At 74.9% G+C, this 22,142-nt stretch carries 2 protein-coding genes and 1 pseudogene; all 3 read left to right on the top strand.

Going from position 1 to position 22,142, the window contains the following annotated elements; translation table 11 throughout:
* The first annotated feature begins 70 nt into the window (after positions 1-70).
* A complete protein-coding gene (locus tag HN013_RS23095; protein WP_171169269.1) occupies positions 71-12,667 on the top strand; it encodes a non-ribosomal peptide synthetase in 12,597 nt (4,198 codons plus the stop codon).
* The gene (locus tag HN013_RS23090; RefSeq protein ID WP_171169267.1) at positions 12,664-20,760 is read left to right on the top strand and encodes a non-ribosomal peptide synthetase; all 8,097 of its coding nucleotides are present in this window, start codon (positions 12,664-12,666) and stop codon (positions 20,758-20,760) included. Before HN013_RS23095 ends, HN013_RS23090 begins: the two co-directional genes overlap by 4 nt.
* A pseudogene (locus tag HN013_RS23085) lies at positions 20,730-22,139 on the top strand (amino acid adenylation domain-containing protein); the annotation flags it as partial. The gene HN013_RS23090 and the pseudogene HN013_RS23085, both read left to right, overlap by 31 nt.
* Positions 22,140-22,142: the final 3 nt, after the last annotated feature.

Here is a 22,142-nt window from a genome sequence, read left to right as displayed (position 1 = left end):
CCGCCTCCCCCCGCCGCGCAGGCGGGCCTCCCACCCCCCCACGAACGACCCGGAAGGCGCCATGCCAGAGGTGACCAGCGACGCAGGACGGACCCTGGAGCTCACGCGAGCCCAGGAGGGTGTGCTGTCGGCGCAGCGGATCGACCCGGAGAACCCCGGCTACAACGTCGGCCAGTACGTGGAACTCCGGGGCGAACTCGACGTCGACGCCCTGGAGGAGGCCCTCTGTCGCACCCTCGCCGAGGCCGACGGCCTGCACGTCCGGCTGGTCGAGCGGGACGGCCGCACCGCGCAGGTCCCCGTCCCGTTCGACGCCGCCGCCTGGCACCTGCCCCGGCTGGACACCACGGGCGCCGCCGCCCCGTTCGACGCCGCCGTCGACCTGGTCCGCGCCCAACTCGCCTGCCCGCCCCGGCTGGACGCCCCGGACACCGACGGCGCCCCGGCGCTGACCGGCTCGGTGCTGGTGACCGTCGCCCCCGGTCACCACCTGTGGTTCCAGTACTTCCACCACCTCGTCGTCGACGGCTACGGCGTCGCCCTGTTCACCCGCCGCGTCGCCGCCGTCTACACCGCCCTGGTGCAGGGCCAGTCCGTGCCCGCCTCGCCGTTCGTCTCCGTGGCCCGGCTCGTCGAGGCCGACCGCGACTACCTCGCCTCCGACCGGCCCGCCGCCGACCGCGCCTACTGGACCGGACGGCACGCCGGACGCGGGCGCGTCACCGGTCTCACCGAGCAGACCGCGCAGGCGTCCTTCACCTCGCTGCGGCACCGGGTGAGCCTCGGGGCCGACCGGTCGGCCGCCGTGCTGGCCTGCGCCGACGCCGTCCGCGCCACCTGGGCCGAGGCCGCGACGGCCGCCGTCGCCGGCTACCTGCACCGGATGACCGGCACCACCGACGCCGTCCTCGGCATGCACTTCATGGCCCGCAGCGCGCCCGGCACGCTGCGGGTGCCCGGCATGGCCGTCAACGTGCTGCCCGTCCGGCTCGCCGTCGAGGGCACCGACACCTACCACGACCTGATCCGGCGCGCCGCCGGGGAGCTCAAGGGCGCCCGCCGCCACCAGCACTACCGCGGCGAGGACATCCGGCGCGACCTCGGCCTCGTCGGCAGCGACGAGCGGCTGTACGGGCCGATGCTCAACATCAAGCCCTTCGACCTCGACCTCGACTTCGCCGGCATCCCCGGCCGCACGGTCAACCTCGCCTCCGGGCCCGTCGAGGACCTGTCGGTCTCGGTCACCAAGAGCCCCGACGACGTCCTCCACCTGGAGTTCGACGCCAACCCCGCGCTCTACGACGCCGCCTCGCTCGCCGGCCACGCCGAGCGCTGCGCCGACCTCATGGCCCGGCTCGCCGCCGACCCCGCCCTCGCCCTCGACCGCGCCGAACTCCTCGCCGACGGCGAGCGGGAGGCGGTCCTGCACACCTGGAACGCCACGGCCCGGCCCGTCGCCGCGACCACCCTCGTCGAGCGCGTCGCCGAGCGCACCGCGGCCACCCCCGACGCCACCGCCGTCGTCTTCGAGGACACCACCCTCACCTACCGCGAACTGGACGCCCGCGCCGAGGCCCTGGCCCGCCGGCTCACCGCGGCCGGCGCCGGCCGCGACACGGTCGTCGCCGTCGCCGTGCCGCGCTCGGCCGAGCTGATGGTCGCCCTGCTCGGCGTCCTCAAGTCCGGCGCCGCCTACCTCCCGCTGGACACCGACCACCCCGCCGACCGGCTCGCCGCCATGGCCGAGGACGCCGCCCCGGTCCGCGTCGTCACCCTGCGGACCGTCCTCGGCCGGCTGCCCGCCGCCGTTCAGGACGTCGCGCTGCTGCTGGACGACGCGGCGGACGAGGCACCCGGGGCCGCCGCCCCGGCCGGCCCCGAGCTCGACGACGCCGCGTACGTCATCTACACCTCGGGCTCCACCGGGCGCCCCAAGGGCGTTGTCGTCACCCACCGCGCCATCGGCAACCGCCTCGCCTGGATGCAGCACACCTACCGGCTGCGCCGGGACGACCGGGTGCTCCAGAAGACGCCCGCCGGCTTCGACGTCTCCGTCTGGGAGTTCTTCTGGGCCCTGTGCGAGGGCGCCACTGTCGTCCTCGCCCGCCCCGAGGGCCACAAGGACCCCGCCTACCTCGCCCGGCTGATCGCCGGTCAGCGGATCACCACCCTGCACTTCGTGCCCTCCATGCTCCGCGCCTTCCTGGAGGAGCCGTCCGCCGCATCCTCCTGCGCGGGGCTGCGCCGGGCCTTCTGCTCCGGCGAGGCCCTGCCCGCTGACGTCGTCGAGCGCTGGTACGAGGCGCTGCCCGCGGTGCCGCTGCACAACCTCTACGGGCCGACCGAGGCCGCCGTCGACGTCACCTACCACCGCACCCGGCCGGGCGCGGGTGCCGTCCCGATCGGCCGTCCGGTGTGGAACACCCGGCTGTACGTCCTGGACGCGGCGCTGCGGCCGGTGCCGGTGGGCGTGCCCGGCGAGCTGTACCTCGCCGGTGTCCAGCTGGCGCGCGGCTATCTGAACCGGCCGGGGCTCACGGCGTCCCGTTTTGTCGCCGACCCGTACCGACCGGACGGTACGCGTATGTACCGCACCGGAGACCTCGTCCGGTGGACCGTCGACGGCGACGGCGAGGGCGTCGTCGAATACCTCGGGCGCACCGACGACCAGGTCAAGATCCGCGGCTTCCGCATCGAACCCGGCGAGATCGAGGCCGCGCTGGAGGCCCTGCCGGGCGTCGCCCGGGCCGCCGTCACCGCCCGCGAGCTCACCGCCGGCGGCGCCCGCCGCCTCGTCGGCTACGCCGTGCCCGCCCCCGGGGCGGCCCTGGACCCGGAGGCACTGCGCACCGGCCTGGCCGCCACCCTCCCCGAGCACATGGTCCCGTCCGCGCTGGTCGTCCTCGACGCCCTCCCGCTCAGCCTCAACGGCAAGCTCGACCGCAAGGCCCTTCCGGAGCCCGCCGCGGCGCCGGCGACCGCCTCCCGGGCGCCCCGCACCGACGCCGAGCGCGTGCTCGCCGGCATCGTCACCGACCTCCTCGGCCTGGACGCCGTCGGCGTCGACGACAACTTCTTCTCCCTCGGCGGCGACAGCATCTCCGCCATCCAGCTCGGCAGCCGTGCCCGCCGGGCCGGCTGGGGCATCACCCCCCGGACCGTCTTCGAGCGCAAGACGATCGCCGCCGTGGCCGCCGTCGCGGAACGCCTCGACGGCGACGGCCCGGCCACCGCCGAGGACCCGCGCGAGGACGCCACCGGCCCGCTGCCCGCGACACCCATCACCGAGTGGCTGCGCGAACGCGGCGGCCCGGTGCGGCGTTTCGCCCAGACCACGGTGGTCACCGTGCCGGCCGGGCTCGACCCGGAGCGGCTGGCGTCCGCCCTCGACGAGCTGACGCGTCATCATGACGCGCTGCGGCTGCGGTGGGTGCCGGGTGACGTCACCTCGTCCGGCGGCTACGGCGCCGTCACCGGCACCCCCGGTCCCTCGGCCGCCGCCTGGACCACCGAGATCCGTCCCGCCCACGCCGTCCCCGGCGTCACCCTCCACCGCGTGGACCTCACCCGCACCGCCGACGGCGAGGCGCTCGACGCCGCCGTCGAGCGGGAACGGACCGCCGCCGTCGACCGGCTCGACCCCGCCGCGGGCACCGTCATGGCCGCCACCTGGTGCGACCTCGGCCCCGACACCCCCGGCCGGCTCGTCCTGGCCGTGCACCACCTCGCCGTCGACGGTGTCTCCTGGCGCATCCTGCTGCCCGATCTGCGGGCCGCGTACGAGGGCGAGGAGCTCGCCCCCGCGGGAACGCCGCTGCGGCGCTGGGCGCTCGGTCTGCACACCGCCGCCACCGGCGAGGCCGTCCGGGCCCAACTCCCGCTCTGGCGGGAGGTGCTGGCGCCCGGCGCGGGGCCCCTCCTCGGGGACCGGGCCGTGGACCCGGCCCGGGACACGGCTGCCACCAGCCGCACACTGCGGCTGACCCTGCCCGCCGACCGCACGGCGCCCCTGCTCACGGACGTTCCCGCGGCCCGCCGGGCCGGTGTCGACCACGTCCTGCTCACCGGTCTGGCCCTGGCCGTCGTCGGCCGTCGGCGCGACCGGCAGGGGACGGCGGCCCGCACCGACCTGCTGCTGCGGCTGGAGGGTCACGGCCGGCAGGACCACCTCGTCCCCGGTGCGGACACCGCGCGCACCGTCGGCTGGCTCACCAGCGAGTTCCCGGCCCGGCTCGACCTCGACGGTATCGACCCGGCCGACGCCGCGGCCGGCGGGGAGGCCGCCGGGCGTGCCCTGGGCCTGGTCAAGGAGCAGCTGCGCGCTCTGCCCGACGACGGCACCGGCTACGGCCTGCTGCGTCACCTCGACCCGGAGGCGCGCGCCGAACTGGCGGCCGCCCCGGCGCCGCAACTGCTCTTCAACTACCTCGGCCGGTTCGCGGCCGGTGACGCGCTCTGGAGCCCGGCGGGCGACGCCTTCGCCGCGGCCTGCGACCCGGAGCTGCCCGCCCTCCACGCCCTGGAGATCGGCGCGTTCGTCCACGACCGGGCCGAGGGGCCCGAGCTGACGACCGTGCTGACCTGGCCGGAAGGCGTCCTCACCGAGGAGGCCGTCCACGACCTCGCCGACCGCTGGTTCCGGGCCCTCGACGCCCTCACCGCCTGGGCAAGGACCGGGGACGTCCGCCCGACCCCCTCCGACGTGCCGCTCGCCGGACTCGACCAGGCCGCCCTGGACCGCGTCCTGGACGCCAGGCCCGGCACCGAGGACGTGCTGCCGCTCTCCCCGCTCCAGGACGGGCTGCTCTTCCACGCCCTCTACGAGACCGGCGCCGACGACCTCTACACCTCCGTCACCGGCCTGGACCTGACCGGCCCGTGCGACGAGGCCGCGCTGCGCCGCTCCGTCGAGGCCGTCGTCCACCGCCACCCGGCGCTGCGCGCCGCCTTCGACCACACCGCCGCGGGACGGCCGGTGCAGACCGTCGCGTCCGCGGTCACCGTCCCGTGGACCGTCCACGACCTCACGGACACCCCGGCGGACACCCTCGACACCGCCGTGGAGGCCGTCGAGACCGCCGAGGCCACCACTCCCTTCGACCTGACCCGGCCGCCGCTGCTGCGCTGCGCCCTGCTGCGCCTCGGCGCGGAGCGGCACCGGCTGGTGCTGACCCGTCACCACATCGTCATGGACGGCTGGTCGACCCCCGTCCTGCTGCGCGAGATCGTCGCCGCGTACGCAGCCGGCGGCGACGCCACGGCCCTGCCGCCGGCCGCGTCCTACGCCGACCACCTGGCCTGGCTCGCCGGCCGGGACGGCGCCGCGCACACCGCCGCCTGGCGCACCGCCCTCGACGGCCTGACGGCGCCCACCCTGCTCGCCGACGTCCTCGCCGACGGCGGGGACGGCCCGGCGGACGGCGCGCGGGCGGGCGAGGTGGACCTGCCGCTGCCCGCCACGACCGCCGCGGCGCTCACCGCGCTGGCCCGCAGCCACGGACTGACCCTCAACACCCTGGTGCAGGGCGCCTGGGCGATCCTCCTGAGCCGGCTCACCGGCCGCACGGACGTGGTGTTCGGCGCCACCGTCTCCGGCCGTCCGGCCGACATCCCGGGCGTCGAGTCCATCGTCGGTCTCTTCAGCAACACCATCCCCGTCCGCTTCGCCGTGGACGAGGACGAGACCGTCGCCGACGCCCTGGCCCGCCTCCAGGACCACCAGTCGCGGCTGCTCGACCACCAGTACGCCGGACTCGCCGACATCCAGGCACAGGCCGGGCTCGGCACCCTCTTCGACACCCTGCTGGTCTTCGAGAACTACCCCGTCGACCCGGATGAGTTGACCGCCCCCGACCCGGCGGGACGCCCCGGCGGGCTCCGGGTCACCGGCATCGGCAACCGGGGCGCCACCCACTACCCACTGACCGTCCTCACCCTGCCCGGCGACGCCCCGCGCATCACCGTCGAGTACCGGCCCGACACCTTCTCCGCCGAGCGCGCCGCCGAACTGGGCGGCCGCCTGCTGCGGCTGCTCACCGCCATGGCCGCCCGCCCGGAGGCGCCCGTCGGCAGTCTCGACATCCTCGCCCCGGCCGAGCGCGACACCCTGCTGCACACCTGGAACGCCACCGCGCGCGCCGTCCCGGACGGCACCGTCGTCGACGCCTTCGAGCGGCAGGCCGCCGCCACGCCCGATGTCACCGCCGTGGTCTGCGGCGCACAGCGCCTGACCTACGCGGAACTCGACGCCCGCGCCGACACCGTCGCCCGCCGCCTGGCCGCCCTCGGCGCGGGACCGGACACGGTCGTGGCGCTCGCCCTGCCCCGTTCGGCCGACCTCGTCGCCGCCCTGCTCAGCGTGCTGAAGTCCGGCGCCGCCTACCTGCCCGTCGACCTCGACCACCCGGCCGGGCGCGTCGCCCTCATGCTGGAGGACGCCGCCCCGCTCGCCGTCCTGACGGACCGTCAGGTCGCTGCGCGCCTGCCCGTCCTGGAGCGGGACGGCCGGGCCGTGTTCCTGGAGGACGCCCCCGAGGCCGCCGCGGACGCCGCCCTCCGCCGCCCGCACCCCGACGACCTCGCGTACGTCATCCACACCTCCGGCTCCACCGGCCGCCCCAAGGGCGTCCAGGTGCCGCACCGCGGCCTGGTCAACATGCTCGACCACCACCGCTCCACCGTCTTCGCCCGCGCCGTGGAGGCCGCCGGCGGACGCCGGCTCCGGGCCGCGCACACCGCCTCGTTCTCCTTCGACTCCTCCTGGGAACAGCTCCTCTGGCTCATCTGCGGCCACGAACTGCACGTCTACACCGAGGAATCACGCCGCGACCCGCAGGCCCTGGCGGCCCGGCTGCGCGCCGACCGCATCGACACCCTCGACGTGACCCCGTCCTTCGGCCGCCAGCTCGTCGAGTGGGGCCTGCTCGACGGCGACGGCCACCGCCCGGTGCTGTTCCTGCTCGGCGGCGAGGCCGTCGACGACGCCCTGTGGACCCGGATCCGGGGGACCGACGGCGTCATCGGCCACAACTTCTACGGCCCCACCGAGTACACCGTCGACACCCTCGGCGCCGCCCTCGACGACAGCCCCGCGCCGTCCGTCGGCCGGCCCATCGCCAACACCCGCGTGTACGTGCTCGACGCACGGCTGCGCCCGGTCCCGGCCGGCGTCCCCGGCGAGCTCTACATCGCGGGCCCCGGCCTGGCCCGCGGCTACGGCAACCGGCCCGGTCTCACGGCGTCCCGCTTCGTGGCCGATCCATTCCGGCCGGACGGTACGCGCATGTACCGCACCGGGGACCTCGTCCGGTGGCGCGCCGACGGCTCGCTGGACTACCTCGGCCGCGACGACGACCAGGTGAAGATCCGCGGCTTCCGCGTCGAGACCGGCGAGGTCGAGGCCGCCCTCGGCGACCACCCGGCCGTCGCACAGGCCGCCGTCCTGGCCCGCGCCACCGGCTCCGGCGTCAGGCGGCTCGTCGCCTACGCCGTCCCCGCGCCCGGCGCGACCGCCGACCCGGCCGCCCTGCGCGCCGCGCTCGCCGCCCGGCTGCCCGAGTACATGGTCCCGTCCGCGATCGTCGTCCTCGACGCCCTCCCGCTGAACGTCAACGGCAAGCTCGACCGGCAGGCCCTGCCCGAGCCGGACGCCGACGCCTTCGCCGGGTCCGCCGCCGGCCGGGCGCCGCGCGACGAGCGCGAGGCCCTGGTGTGCGGCGTGTTCGCCGATGTCCTCGGCCTGCCCGCCGTCGGCGCCGACGACGACTTCTTCGCCCTCGGCGGCCACTCCCTGCTCGCCACCCGGCTCATCGGCCGCGTCCGTGCCGCGCTGGGCGTCCCCGTCACCGTCCGCGACCTGTTCGAGGCCCGCACCCCGGCCGCCCTCGCCGGCCGGCTCGACGGCGGCGGCACCGACCGGCCGGGCCCGACCGCCCGGGTCCGCCCCGACGTGATCCCGCTGTCGCCCGCCCAGACCCGGCTGTGGTTCCTCCACCGGCTCCAGGGCCCCGGCACCGCCTACACCATCTCCTGCTCGCTGCGCGTCGACGGCCCGCTCGACGCCGAGGCCCTGCGCGCCGCCTTCGCGGACGTCGTCGCCCGCCACGAGGCCCTGCGTACGGCCTTCCCCGACACCGACGGCCGCCCCCACCAGCGGGTGCTGTCGCCCGAGGAGGCCCGGATCCCGTTCGAGGTGCGGCAGGTGGAGCCGGACCGGCTCGACGAGGCCGTGGCCGAGGCCGGTGCCCGCGCCTTCGACCTGGCCCCCACCCCGCCCGTCCACGCCACGCTGATCAGCGGCGGCCCCGAGACCCACGTCCTGTGCGTGGCCCTGCACCACATCGTCGGCGACGAGTGGTCCGAGGGCGTGCTGCTGCGCGACCTCGACACCGCGTACGCCGCCCGGCGGCGGGGCGCGGCCCCCGCCTGGACACCGCCGCTCCAGTTCGCCGACCACACGCTGTGGCAGCGGGACCTGCTGGACGACACGGCCGACGGCGACCGGCTCACCGCCTACTGGGCGGAGCGCCTGGCCGGGCTCCCCGACGAACTCACCCTGCCCACCGACCGTCCCCGTCCCGCCGAGCCGAGCGGCCGCGGCGGCGTCGTCCGGCTGCGCCTGCCCGACGCCCTGCACCGGGCGCTGCGGGAGTACGCGCACCGCGCCGGTGTCACCCCGTTCATGGTCACCCAGGCGGCCGGCGCGCTGCTGCTGGGCACCCTCGCCGGCAGCACCGACGTTCCCCTCGGCACCCCGGTCGCCGGCCGCGCCGACGAGGCCGTCGAGAACGCCGTCGGGTTCTTCGTCAACACCCTCGTCCTGCGCTACGACCTGACCGCCCCCGAGGGCGCCGCCGCCCCCACCTTCGGCCAGTTGGTCGAGCGGGCCCGGGAGACCGCCCTGGGCGCACTCGCCCACCAGGACCTGCCCTTCGACCGCATGATGGAGATCGTCCGTCCCGAGCGCGTACTCGGCCGGCACCCGCTGTTCCAGGTGATGGTCCAGCACCGCAAGGAGGCCGCAGGACTGGACGCCCTGTTCGGCGCCCGGACCGAACTGCTGCCCGACCCCGTGCACGCCGCCCGCTTCGACCTCGCGTTCACCTTCGTGGAGTCCGCCGACGGCGCGCACACCGACCTGACCGTCATCCACGCCGCCGACCTCTACGACCGCGGGACCGCCGAACTGCTCGCCGACCGCCTGCTGCACGTCCTGGAGCAGGGCCTCGCCGCACCCGGCCGCACCGTGGACCGCCTCACCATGCTGAGCCCGCGGGAGAGCCGGGCCCTGGCGGGGGAGTGGAACGCCACCGGGCGGGCGGTGCCGGACGGCACGCTCGTCACCCGGTTCGCGGAGCACCTGGCCGCGACGCCGGACGCCGTCGCCGTCGTCTTCGAGGACCATGAGCTGACGTACTGTCAACTCAATGCCCGTGCAACCGCGTTGGCCGCCCGCCTGGCCGCCGCCGGCGCCGGGCCCGACCGGATCGTCGCCGTAGCCGTGCCCCGCTCGGCCGAGCTGATGACCGCCCTGCTCGGCGTCCTGAAGGCCGGCGCCGCCTACCTGCCCCTGGACCTCGACCACCCCGCCGAACGCCTGGCGGACATGGTCGCGGACGCCGCGCCGGTGTGCGTGGTGACCGTCGCGTCCGAGCGTGACCGGCTGCCGGACCTGCCCGGCGTGCCCGTCGTCCCCGTAGTCCCCGTAGTTCTCGCGGATGAGACCGCTCCGGTGGCGGACGGCACACCGCTGCCGGTGGCAGTCCCCGCGCAGGCGGCCTACGTCATCTACACCTCCGGCTCCACCGGCCGCCCCAAGGGCGTCGTGGTCACCCACGAGGCGATCGTCAACCGCCTGGACTGGATGCGGGACACCTACGGCATCCGCCCCGGGGACCGGATCCTGCAGAAGACCCCGGCCGGCTTCGACGTCTCCGTCTGGGAGTTCTTCCTCCCGCTGGTCAGCGGTGCCGCCGTGGTCCTCGCCCGGCCCGGCGGACACCGCGAACCCGACTACCTGGCCGGCCTCGCCGCCCGCACCTCGGTCACCACCGCGCACTTCGTCCCCTCCATGCTCACCGCCTTCACCCTGGCGGCCGAGCAGGACGAGGCGATCCGCACCGGCTTCCACGGCGTCCGCCGCGTCTTCTGCTCCGGCGAGGCACTGCCCCCCGCCGCCGTCGACCGGTTCGCCGCGCTGTGGCCGCACATCGAGCTGCACAACCTCTACGGGCCCACCGAGGCAGCCGTCGACGTCACCCACCACCGGACCGAACCCGGCGCCGACACCGTCCCGATCGGCCGTCCGGTCTGGAACACCCGCCTGCACGTCCTGGACGCCGCCCTGCGCCCGGTCCCGGTGGGCGTCCCCGGCGAGCTGTACCTCGCCGGCGTCCAGCTCGCCCGCGGCTACCTGAACCGCCCGGGGCTCACCGCGTCGCGGTTCGTCGCCGACCCGTACGGTCCGGCGGGCGGCCGCCTGTACCGCACCGGCGACCTCGTCCGCCGCCGCGCCGACGGCTCCGTCGAATACCTCGGCCGCACCGACGACCAGGTGAAGATCCGCGGGTTCCGCATCGAACTCGGCGAGATCGAGGCCGCGTTGGAGGCGCTGCCCACCGTCGACCGGGCCGCCGTCGTCGCCCGTCCGCTGGTACCCGGCGGCGCCCGGCAGCTCGTCGGCTACGCCGTCCCGGCCGCCGGCGCCGCACCCGACCCCCAGGAACTGCGCGACGCCCTCGCCGCACGGCTCCCCGAGCACATGGTGCCCGCCGTCATCGGCCTCCTGGACGCGCTGCCGCTGAGCGTCAACGGCAAGCTCGACCGCAAGGCCCTGCCCGAGCCCGGCCGTGCCGCCCGCCCGGCGGCCACCCGTGACCGGCGCGCCCCCGCGGCCGTCATGGCCGGCGTGTTCGCGGAGGTGCTGGGCCTGCCCGAGGTCGGGGAGGACGAGAACTTCTTCGCCCTCGGCGGCGACAGCATCGTCTCCATCCAGCTCGTCGGCGCCGCCCGCAAGGCCGGCTTCACCATCGCCGCCAAGGACGTCTTCCAGCACCCCACCCCTGCCGGCCTCGCCGCCGCGGGCGGAACACCGGAGGCCACCCCCGAGCCGGCCGCGGCCGCCGTCGCCCAGGACGGCGAACTGCCCCTGCTGCCCGTCGTCCACTGGCTGCGCGAACGCGGCGGCCCCGTCGACCGGTTCAACCAGTCGGTGCTGCTCACCGTCCCGGCGGGACTCCGCCCGGAGCCCCTGCGCGAAGCCCTCGCGGACCTCGCCCGCAACCACCCGGCCCTGCGCCTGCGCCTGGACCGCGCCGACGGCCTGTGGACCCAGGAGATCCTGCCCGCGGACACGGCCCCCGCCGTGACGGACCCGGGGACGCTGCGCCACGCCGACATCACCGGCCTGGACGCCGCCGCCCTCCGGGACCTGCTCGTCAAGGAGGCCGACACCTCGGCCGCCGCGCTCGACCCCGCCACCGGCACCGTCCTGCGGGCCGTCCATTGCGACGCCGGCCAGGACACCGACGGACGCCTGCTGCTGACGATCCATCACCTCGCCGTGGACGGCGTCTCCTGGCGCGTCCTGCTCCCCGAACTCACCGACGCCTACGCGGCCCGCGCCGCCGGGCGCGCCCCCGCCCTCGAACCCGAGGCCACCGGACTGCGCGCCTGGACAGCGGAGTTGCTGGCCCACGCCCACACCCGGGCCCGCACCGCCGAGACCGCCCACTGGCGCACCGCGCTCGCCGGACCGCAGGCCCCGCTGTCCCGTACCCCCGCCGACCCGCGCCGCGACACCACGGCCACCCTGCGGACACTCCGCCGCACCCTGCCCGCCGACCGCACCGCACCCCTGCTGACCGCCGTTCCGCAGGCGTTCTCCGCCGGTGTGGACGACGTCCTGCTGACCGGCCTCGCCCTGGCCGCCGCCGACTGGCGCCGGGCCGCGAACCCGGCCCTGCCCGCCGCGTACACCGGCGCCCTCCAGATCGACCTGGAGGGCCACGGCCGCGGCGGCGGTGACGAGGCCGGGCTCACCCCCGACCTGTCCCGTACCGTCGGCTGGTTCACCACCGTCCACCCCGTCCGCCTGGACGTCTCCACGCTCGACGTGGCCGCCGCCCTGGCCGGCGGCAAGGCGGCCGGGACCGCGCTCAAGCAGGTCAAGGAGCAGCTGCGGTCGGCCCCCGACCGCGGCCTCGGCCACGGTCTGCTGCGCCACCTCAACGCCCAGACCGCACCCGTCCTCGCCGCGCTCCCGGCGTCGCAGCTGCTGTTCAACTACCGCGGCCGCACGGACCACCGGGGCGGACCGCGCGACGGCCGCTGGCCGTTCGCCCCCGACGCGGAGCGGGCCGCCGTGGCCGAGGGCGCCGCCCCCGACGCGGGCATGCCGGTGCCGTACCCGCTGGAACTCGACGCCGTCGTACGGCAGGGCGCCGACGGACGGCCCGAACTGGCCGTCGAATGGAGCTGGCCGCAGGCCCTCTTCACCGACGAGCAGGTCGCTGCCCTCGCCGACCGCCTCTTCGACGCCCTCGACGCCCTCGCCCGGCACACCGCCGACCCCGAGGCCGGCGGCATCACCCCCTCGGACGTCCGCCTGGTCTCCCTCGACCAGAAGCGCATCGACCGACTCGAAGCCCGGCTGCGCAGGCGCCGATGACCGGCCCGCAGCCCACCGCCCCCACCGCCCGGACCGAGAGCACCCCCATGACCCACGCCGCCGCACCCCTCCCGGCCGACGACGACCCCGCCGCGGGATCCGCGCTGGAGGACGTCTACCCCCTGTCCTCCCTCCAGGAGGGCCTCCTCTTCCACGCCGTCTACGACGAGGACGCCCGCGACGTCTACGTCGTCCAGTCCCACCTCGACCTCCACGGCCCCCTCGCCACCGCCGACCTCGCCGCCGCCACCGACGCCCTGCTGCGCCGCCACGCCAACCTGCGCGCCGGCTTCTGGTACGACGACGGCGAGGAGCCCGTCCAGTTCGTCCAGCGGCAGGTCGACACCCCGCTGCGGGAACGCGACCTCACCGCCCTGGCCGCCGACCCCGCGGCACAGGACCGGGCCGTCGAGGCCGCCATGGCGGAGGACTGGGACCACCGCTTCGACCTCGCCGAACCCCCGCTGCTGCGGCTGACCCTGCTGCGCCTGGGCGACGGGCGCGGCCGCCTGGTCATCACCTGCCACCACCTGCTCGTCGACGGCTGGTCCATGCCGATCCTCGTGCGGGAACTGCTCACCCTCGTCGGCTCCCGGGGCGACCTCTCCGCCCTGCCGCCCGTCCGCCCCTACCGCGACCACCTCGAACTCCTCGCGTCCCGCGACACCGACGCGGCGCGGCGGGCCTGGGCCGCGGCGCTCGACGGCTTCACGGAAGCGCACCCGGTGGTCCCCGGCGCCACTCCCGGCACACCGGTCGTACCGGCCGACGTCGAGGCCGAAGCTGGACCGGAACTGACCGCGGCCCTCGCCTCCGCGGTCCGCGACCGGGGCCTGACCCTCGGCAACGTCCTGCACACGCTGTGGGGCGTCCTCGTGGGCTCCCTGACCGGAGCCACCGACGTCGTCAGCGGCACCACCGTCTCCGGCCGTCCCGCCGACCTGCCGGGCGCCGACACCATGGTCGGCCTGTTCATCAACACCCTCCCGGTCCGCGTCCGACTCGCCCCCGGCACGACCCTCGCCGCCACCGCCGCGGCCGTCCAGGCCGAACAGGCCGCCCTGATGGACCACCAGCACCTCGGCCTCGGCGGCATCCAGCGCCTCACCCCCGTCGAGGGCCCCCTCTTCGACACCCTGCTGGTCGTCGAGAACTACAGCGGCAGCGGCGACGTCTCCGGCACCCTCGGCGCGGCCGCCGCCGGCAGCGGGCTGCGCGTCACCGGCCTCGGCGCCCGTGACGCCACCCACTACCCGCTGACCCTGCGCGTCCTGCCCGGCGACACCCTGCGCCTGGAACTCGGCTACCGCCCCCACATCTTCGACCGGCAGGCCGCCGAGCGCATCACCGACCGCTTCCTGCACCTGCTCACCCGCTTCGCCGAGGCCCCCGACACCCCGCTGGCCCGGCTCGGCCTGCTGCTCCCCGACGAGAGCCGGGCCCTGGCGGGGGAGTGGAACGCGACCGAACGGCCCGTCGCCGAGGGCACGCTGGTGACCCGGTTCGCGGAACGGCTGGCCGCGGCGCCGGAGGCGACGGCCGTGGTGTACGAGGGCCAGGAGCTGACGTACCGTCAACTTGACGAGCACGCTGAGGCCTTGGCTGCCGATCTGGTGGAGGCGGGTGCCGGGCCGGACCGGATCGTGGCGGTCGCCGTGCCGCGTTCGGCCGAGCTGATGGTCGCGCTGCTGGCCGTGCTGAAGTCCGGTGCCGCCTACCTGCCGCTGGACCTCGACCACCCCGCCGAGCGGCTGTCGGGCATGGTCGCGGACGCCGCGCCCGTGTGCGTGGTGACCGTCGGGGCCGAGCGCGACCGACTGCCCCTGCCCGGTGACGTCCCCGTCGTCCTCGCCGACGGGCCCCGCACGGCCACCTCGCCCCGGCCGCCCGCCGCCGGACCGCACCACACCGCGTACGTGATCTACACCTCGGGCTCGACCGGCCGTCCCAAGGGCGTCGCGGTCACGCACGAGGCGATCGTCAACCGTCTGGAGTGGATGCGGGAGACGTACGGAATCGGTGCGGGGGACCGGATCCTTCAGAAGACCCCCGCGAGCTTCGACGTGTCGGTGTGGGAGTTCTTCCTGCCGCTGATCAGCGGCGCGACCGTGGTGCTCGCCCGGCCCGGCGACCACCGCGAACCCGACCGCCTGGCGGCGGTCGCGGCCGGCGCGGCGGTCACGACGGCGCACTTCGTCCCGTCGATGCTCACCGCCTTCACGGCGGCGGCCGAGCAGGACGAGGCCATCCGCGCGGGCTTCCAGGGCGTCCGCCGGGTCTTCTGCTCCGGCGAGGCGCTGCCGGCGGCGGCGGTGGACCGGTTCGCCGCGCTGTGGCCGCACATCGAGCTGCACAATCTGTACGGGCCGACGGAGGCCGCTGTCGACGTGACGTACCACCGGGCCGTGCCCGGCGAGGACGTCGTCCCGATCGGCCGTCCGGTGTGGAACACCCGCCTGCACGTCCTGGACGCGGCCCTGCGCCCGGTCCCGGTGGGCGTGCCCGGTGAGCTGTACCTGTCCGGCGTCCAGCTGGCGCGCGGCTACCTCAACCGCGCCGGACTGACGTCCTCCCGTTTCGTGGCGGACCCGTTCGGCCCGGCGGGCGGCCGCATGTACCGCACCGGCGACCTGGTCCGCCGCCGCGCCGACGGCTCCGTCGAATACCTCGGCCGCACCGACGACCAGGTCAAGATCCGTGGGTTCCGCATCGAACTCGGCGAGATCGAGGCCGTCCTCGCCGGCCACCCGACGATCGGCCACACCGCCGTCCTCGTCCGTACGACCGCGGCCGGAGCCCAGCGCGTCGTCGCCTACGTCGTCCCCGCCCCCGGCGCCGCCCCGGACGCCGAGGAACTGCGCGCCCTCTGCGGAAACCGGCTGCCCGAATACATGGTCCCGTCGGCGTTCGTCGTCCTGGACGCCCTCCCGCTGAGCGTCAACGGCAAGATCGACCGCAAGGCGCTGCCCGACGACGCCCCGGACCGCGCCGGCACCGCCGGCGACCGGGAACCGGCCACCGAGGCCGAGGCCACGTTGTGCGCCCTCTTCGCGGAAGTGCTCGAACTTCCCGAGGCCGGCGTGCACGACGACTTCTTCCGCCTCGGGGGCGACAGCATCGTCTCCATCCGCCTCGTGGGCGCCGCCCGCGCCGCCGGGCTCGCCCTCAGCCCGCGCGACGTCTTCGAACGGCGCACCCCCGCCGGACTCGCCGAACGAGCCGGCCACGGCGCGCCCGCCGGGGCCGCCACCGCCGGGGCGGTCGACATCCCCGAACTGCCCCTGCCGAGCGAGCGGGACGCCGAGGCCGTCCGCGCCGCCGTCCCCGGCGACCCCGAGATCTGGCCGCTTTCCCCGCTCCAGCAGGGCCTGCTCTTCGAAGCCCTCTACGACGAGGACGCGCTCGACGTCTACACCTCGCGCGATGTCGTCTCGCTGCGCCGGCCGGTCCCCGTGGACGTCCTGCGCACCGCCGTGACCGCGGTCCTGGACCGGCACCCGAACCTGCGGGCCGGCTTCCTCCACGACGGACTCGACCGGCCCGTCCAGTTCGTCCCGGCCACCGCCGAGGTCCCCGTCACCGAGGCCGACCTGCGCCGTCTCGCCCCCGACGCGGCCGCTGCCGAGCTGGAACGGCTGAAGGCCGCCGAGGCCCGCACCCGCTTCGACCTCGCCGACCCGCCCCTGGTGCGCGTGGTCTCCGTCCTCACCCCCGACGGCCGCCAGCACGTCCTGGTCACCCACCACACGCTGCTGTGGGACGGCTGGTCGACCGGGTTGTTCCTCCAGGAGCTCCTGGCCTGCTGCCACGCCCTGGTCACGACGGGCGACCTGCCGCAGGTCGTGACCACCGACGAACGCCCCTTCGCCTACCGGGACTTCCTCGCCTGGCTGCACGCCCAGGACACGGCCGCCGGCGAGGAGGCGTGGCGGAACGCCCTGGCCGGCGTCGACGAGCCGACGCTCATCGCCCCGCACGCCCGCGAGCGCGCCGCCCTGCTGCCGGAGGAGCACGTCACCGAGCTGTCCGACGAGCTCACCTCCCGCGTCACGGCCTACGCCAGGGCCCACGGCCTGACCCTCAACACCGTCCTCTCCGGCGTCTGGGGCCTTCTCCTTGCACACCTGACCGGCCGTCAGGACGTCGTCTTCGGTACGACCGTCTCCGGCCGCCCGGCCGAGCTGACGGGCATCGACCGGACCATCGGCATGTTCCTCAACACCGTCCCGGTCCGCTCCCGCCTCGACCGGAACGAGACGGTCGTCGCCCACCTCACCCGCCTCCAGGAGGAGCAGGCGGCCCTCCTGCCGCACCACCAGCTCAGCCTGGGCACCATCCAGCGCGCCGCCGGAGCGGTACGCCTCTTCGACACCCTCCAGGTCCTGCGCAACACGCCCGTCGACCAGGAGGAGCGCGACCGGATCGGCGAAGGCCTCGGCGTGGACGACGTCACCGACGTGGACGCCACCCACTTCCCGCTGATCTTCGCGACCAACCCCGGGGACCGGCTCGGCTTCGAGTGGAAGTTCCGGCCCGACGCCTTCGACCGCGAGACCGTCGAGGAGCACGCCGACCGCTTCGTCGCCCTCCTTCACCAGATCACCTCCGACCCGGAGGTCCTGATCCGCCGCCTCGACGTGCTGACGGAGCGGGAGCGCGGGACGGTGCTGGGGGAGTGGGCGGACACGGGCCGGGAGGTGCCGGATGCTTCGGTGGCGGATTTGCTCGCCGAGCAGGCGGTGTTGTCGCCGGATGCTGTGGCGTTGGTGGCGGGGGAGCGGGTGTGGTCGTTCGCCGAGCTGGATGCCCGGGTGAATCGTCTGGCCCGTCTTTTCCTGGCGCGGGGTGCGGGTCCGGATCGTGTGGTGGCGTTGGGGTTGCCGCGGTCGTTGGAGATGGTGGCGGCGTTGTTCGCCGTGCTGCGGGCGGGTGCTGCGTATCTGCCGCTGGAGCTGGACTATCCGGTGGACCGTCTCGCGTACATGGTGGAGGAGACCGGACCGGTGGTGCTGGTGACCGACTCCACCGTCCGCAACCGAATGCCGGATTTCGATGCCGTGTTGGAGCTCGACGATCCGGCTGTGGTGGCCGAGTTGGCGGAGCTGCCGGGTGATGCCGTGGACGCGGTGGTGGACTTGGACGCCGCGGCGTATGTCATCTTCACCTCGGGTTCGACAGGCCGTCCGAAGGGTGTGGTGACTCCTTACCGCGGCCTGACGAACATGCAGCTCAATCACCGGGAGGCGATTTTCGAGCCGGTGGTGTCGGCTGCCGGTGGCCGGCGGCTGCGGATCGCGCATACGGTGTCGTTCTCCTTCGACATGTCGTGGGAGGAGCTGCTGTGGCTGGTGGAAGGACATGAGGTTCACGTCCTGGACGAGTCGCTGCGGCGTGACGCGGAGGGATTGGCGGCGTACTGCGCCGAGCACGCCGTCGACGTCGTCAACGTGACGCCGTCCTACGCGCAGGCCTTGGTGGAGTGCGGGCTTCTCGACGACGACCGCCACCGTCCCGTCCTGGTGCTGCTCGGCGGCGAGGCCGTGCCGGAGTCGCTGTGGACGCGGCTGCGGGAGACCCCGGGGCTCCTCGGGTACAACCTGTACGGTCCGACCGAGTACACGATCAACACCCTCGGCGGCGGTACGCGCGACAGCGACACCGCCACCGTCGGCCGGCCGATCTGGAATACCCGCGCTCATGTGCTGGACGCCTGGCTGCGGCCCGTCCCGGTCGGCGTCCCCGGTGAGTTGTACGTGTCGGGTATGGGTCTCGCGCGCGGATATCTGAACCGTCCCGGCCTGACGGCGGGGCGTTTCGTGGCGGACCCGTTCGGTGAGCCGGGTGGCCGGATGTACCGCACGGGTGATGTGGTGCGGTGGCGCCGGGATGGGCTGCTGGACTTCCTGGGCCGCGTGGACGATCAGGTGAAGATCCGGGGGTACCGGGTCGAGCCGGGTGAGATTCAGGACGTCCTGACCGGTGCCCCCGAGGTGGCGCAGGCCGCCGTGGTCGTCCGTGAGGACACTCCGGGCGTCAGGCGTCTCGCCGCCTACCTCGTCCCCGCCGGCGCGCAGGGCGTCGACACCGCCGAGGTGCGGCGGACGCTGGCCGAGTCGCTGCCGGAGTACATGGTCCCGTCCGCGTTCGTCGTCCTCGACGCGCTGCCGCTGACCGTCAACGGCAAGCTCGACCGCAAGGCGCTCCCCGCGCCCGGCCACACCGGGACGGGAGCCGGGCGCGAGCCCCGGAACGCCCGCGAAGCAGTGCTGTGCGCCCTGTTCGGCGAGGTGCTGGGCATCGACTCCGTCGGCCCCGACGACCACTTCCTCGACCTCGGCGGGCACTCCCTGCTGGCCACCCGTCTCGTCAGCCGCATCCGGACGGAGCTCGACGCCGGCCTGGCCATCCGGGACCTCTTCGAGGCGCCGACCCCGGCCGCCCTCGCCGAGCGCACGGCCCGGGGCACCGACGGGCGGCCGGTCCTCGCCCGCCGCGAGCGCCCGGCCGAGCTGCCCCTCTCGCACGCCCAGCGCCGCATGTGGTTCCTGCAGAACCTCGACGCGTCGGGTGCCGCCTACAACGTCCCGCTCGTCGTCCGGCTGACCGGCGCGCTCGACGTCGACGCCCTGCGGCTCGCCGTGGTCGATGTGACCGCCCGCCACGAGAGCCTGCGGACGGTCGTCGCACGGACCGGAGGCGAGGCCGTCCAGCGCGTCCTCGACGCGCCCGACCCGGCCGACGTCCTGCACGCCGCCGTCACCACCGAGGAGACGCTGCAGGCGGACGTCGAGGCGGCCGTGCGGTACGCGTTCGACCTCTCGCGCGAACTGCCCCTGCGCGTCAGCTTGTTGGAGGCGGGGCCCGAGGACCACGTCCTGGTGCTGCTCTTCCACCACATCGCCGGTGACGAGTGGTCGATGCTGCCCTTCGTGGACGACATCACCACGGCGTACACCGGCCGCGCCGCCGGCGGCGCACCCGACTGGCAGCCGCTGCCGGTCCAGTACGCGGACTACACCCTGTGGCAGCGCGACCTGCTGGGCGACGGCGCCGACGAGCACAGCCTGCACAGCCGGCAGGTGGCGTACTGGAAGGCGGCGCTGGAGGGGATCCCCGAGGAGCTCTCCCTGCCCGCCGACCGTCCGCGCACCCGCGCCACCGCCCTCCGCGGCGACACCGTACGGGCCCAGGTGCCCCCGGCCGTCTACCGCGGCCTCCGTGACGTCGCCACGGCCACCGGCACCACCACCTTCATGGTGCTCCAGGCCGCCGTCGCCACGCTGCTGCACCGACTCGGCGCCGGGGACGACATCCCTCTGGGCGCACCCGTCGCGGGCCGTCCGGACGCGGCACTCGACGGCCTCGTCGGCTTCTTCGTCAACACCCTCGTGCTGCGCAACGACCTGTCCGGCGACCCGACGTTCACCGAACTCCTCGGCCGTGTACGGGAGAACGACCTGGCCGCCTTCGCCCACCAGGACCTGCCCTTCGACAGTCTCGTCGAGGCGGTCAACCCGCCTCGCGTGCCCGGCCGTCACCCGTTGTTCCAGGTGATGCTGGGCTACCGCGTGGCCGAGGGCGGAGCCCGCAGGCTGCTCGGCCTGGAGAGCCGCATCCTTCCCTTCGAGCTGGGCGCCGTGAAGTTCGAGCTGGACTTCAACTTCGAGGAGACCCCCTCCGACGAAGAGATCGACATCGCCTTCGAGTACGCGGCCGACCTCTACGACCGGTCCACCGCCGAAGACCTCGTCGAACGCCTTCTCTCCCTCCTCTCCCAGGTCGCCGGGGACCCGGACCGCCGGATCGGCGCACTGGACGTGCTGACGGAGCGGGAGCGCGGGACGGTGCTGGGGGAGTGGGCTGACACGGGCCGGGAGGTGCCGGATGCTTCGGTGGCGGATCTGCTCGCCGAGCAGGCGGGGTTGACGCCGGATGCTGTCGCGCTGGTGGCGGGGGAGCGGGTGTGGACCTTCGCCGAGCTGGATGCCCGGGTGAATCGTCTGGCCCGTCTTTTCCTGGCGCGGGGTGCGGGTCCGGATCGTGTGGTGGCGTTGGGGTTGCCGCGGNTCTGCTCGCCGAGCAGGCGGGGTTGACGCCGGATGCTGTCGCGCTGGTGGCGGGGGAGCGGGTGTGGACCTTCGCCGAGCTGGATGCCCGGGTGAATCGTCTGGCCCGTCTTTTCCTGGCGCGGGGTGCGGGTCCGGATCGTGTGGTGGCGTTGGGGTTGCCGCGGTCGTTGGAGATGGTGGCGGCGTTGTTCGCCGTGCTGCGGGCGGGTGCTGCGTATCTGCCGCTGGAGCTGGACTATCCGGTGGAACGTCTCGCGTACATGGTGGAGGAGACCGGACCGGTGGTGCTGGTGACCGATTCCGGCGTCCGCGACCGGATGCCGGAGTTCCCCAGTGTGCTGGAGCTCGACGATCCGGCTGTGGTGGCCGAGTTGGCGGAGCTGTCGGGTGATGCCGTGGACGCGGTGGTGGACTTGGACGCCGCGGCGTATGTCATCTTCACGTCGGGTTCGACGGGCCGTCCGAAGGGTGTGGTGACGCCCTACCGCGGCCTGACGAACATGCAGGTGAACCACCGCGAGGCCATCTTCCACCCGGTGGTGGAGTCGGCGGGCGGTCGTACGCTGCGGATCGCGCATACGGTGTCGTTCTCCTTCGACATGTCGTGGGAGGAGTTGCTGTGGCTGGTGGAAGGACATGAGGTTCACGTCCTCGACGAGTCGCTGCGGCGTGACGCGGAAGGGCTGGCGGCGTACTGCGCCGAGCACGCCGTCGACGTCATCAACGTCACCCCGTCCTACGCCCAAACCCTCGTGGAATGCGGCCTGTTGGACGACGACCGGCACCGCCCGGCGCTCGTCCTCCTCGGCGGGGAAGCGGTTCCGGAGTCCCTGTGGACGCGGTTGTGCGAGACGCCGGGTGTGATGGGCTACAACCTGTACGGTCCGACCGAGTACACGATCAACACCCTCGGCGGCGGTACGCTCGACAGCGCCACCGCGACCGTCGGCCGGCCGATCCTCAATACCCGTGCCCATGTGCTCGATTCCCGGCTGAGGCCCGTCCCGGTCGGTGTCCCCGGTGAGTTGTACGTGTCGGGCATCGGCCTGGCACGCGGTTACCTGGACCGTCCGGGTCTGACGGCCGGCCGGTTCGTCGCGGACCCGTTCGGTGAGCCGGGCGGTCGGATGTACCGCACGGGTGATGTGGTGCGGTGGCGCCGGGATGGGCTGCTGGACTTCCTGGGCCGCGTCGACGATCAGGTGAAGATCCGGGGGTACCGGGTCGAGCCGGGTGAGATCGAGGACGCCCTGACCTCTGACCCCGAGGTGGCCCAGGCCGCCGTGGTCGTCCGTGAGGACACTCCGGGCGTCAGGCGTCTCGCCGCCTACCTCGTCCCCGCCGGCCCGGACGGTCCGGACACCGCGGCCCTCCGCGGGTCCCTGGCGGCCCGGCTGCCGGAGTAC

It is taken from the genome of Streptomyces sp. I05A-00742, assembly GCF_013055795.1.
In the GTDB taxonomy this organism is placed as follows: Bacteria; Actinomycetota; Actinomycetes; order Streptomycetales; family Streptomycetaceae; genus Streptomyces.
Note: the sequence above shows the minus strand (reverse complement) of the source record. Positions and strands in the feature narration are given on the sequence as shown.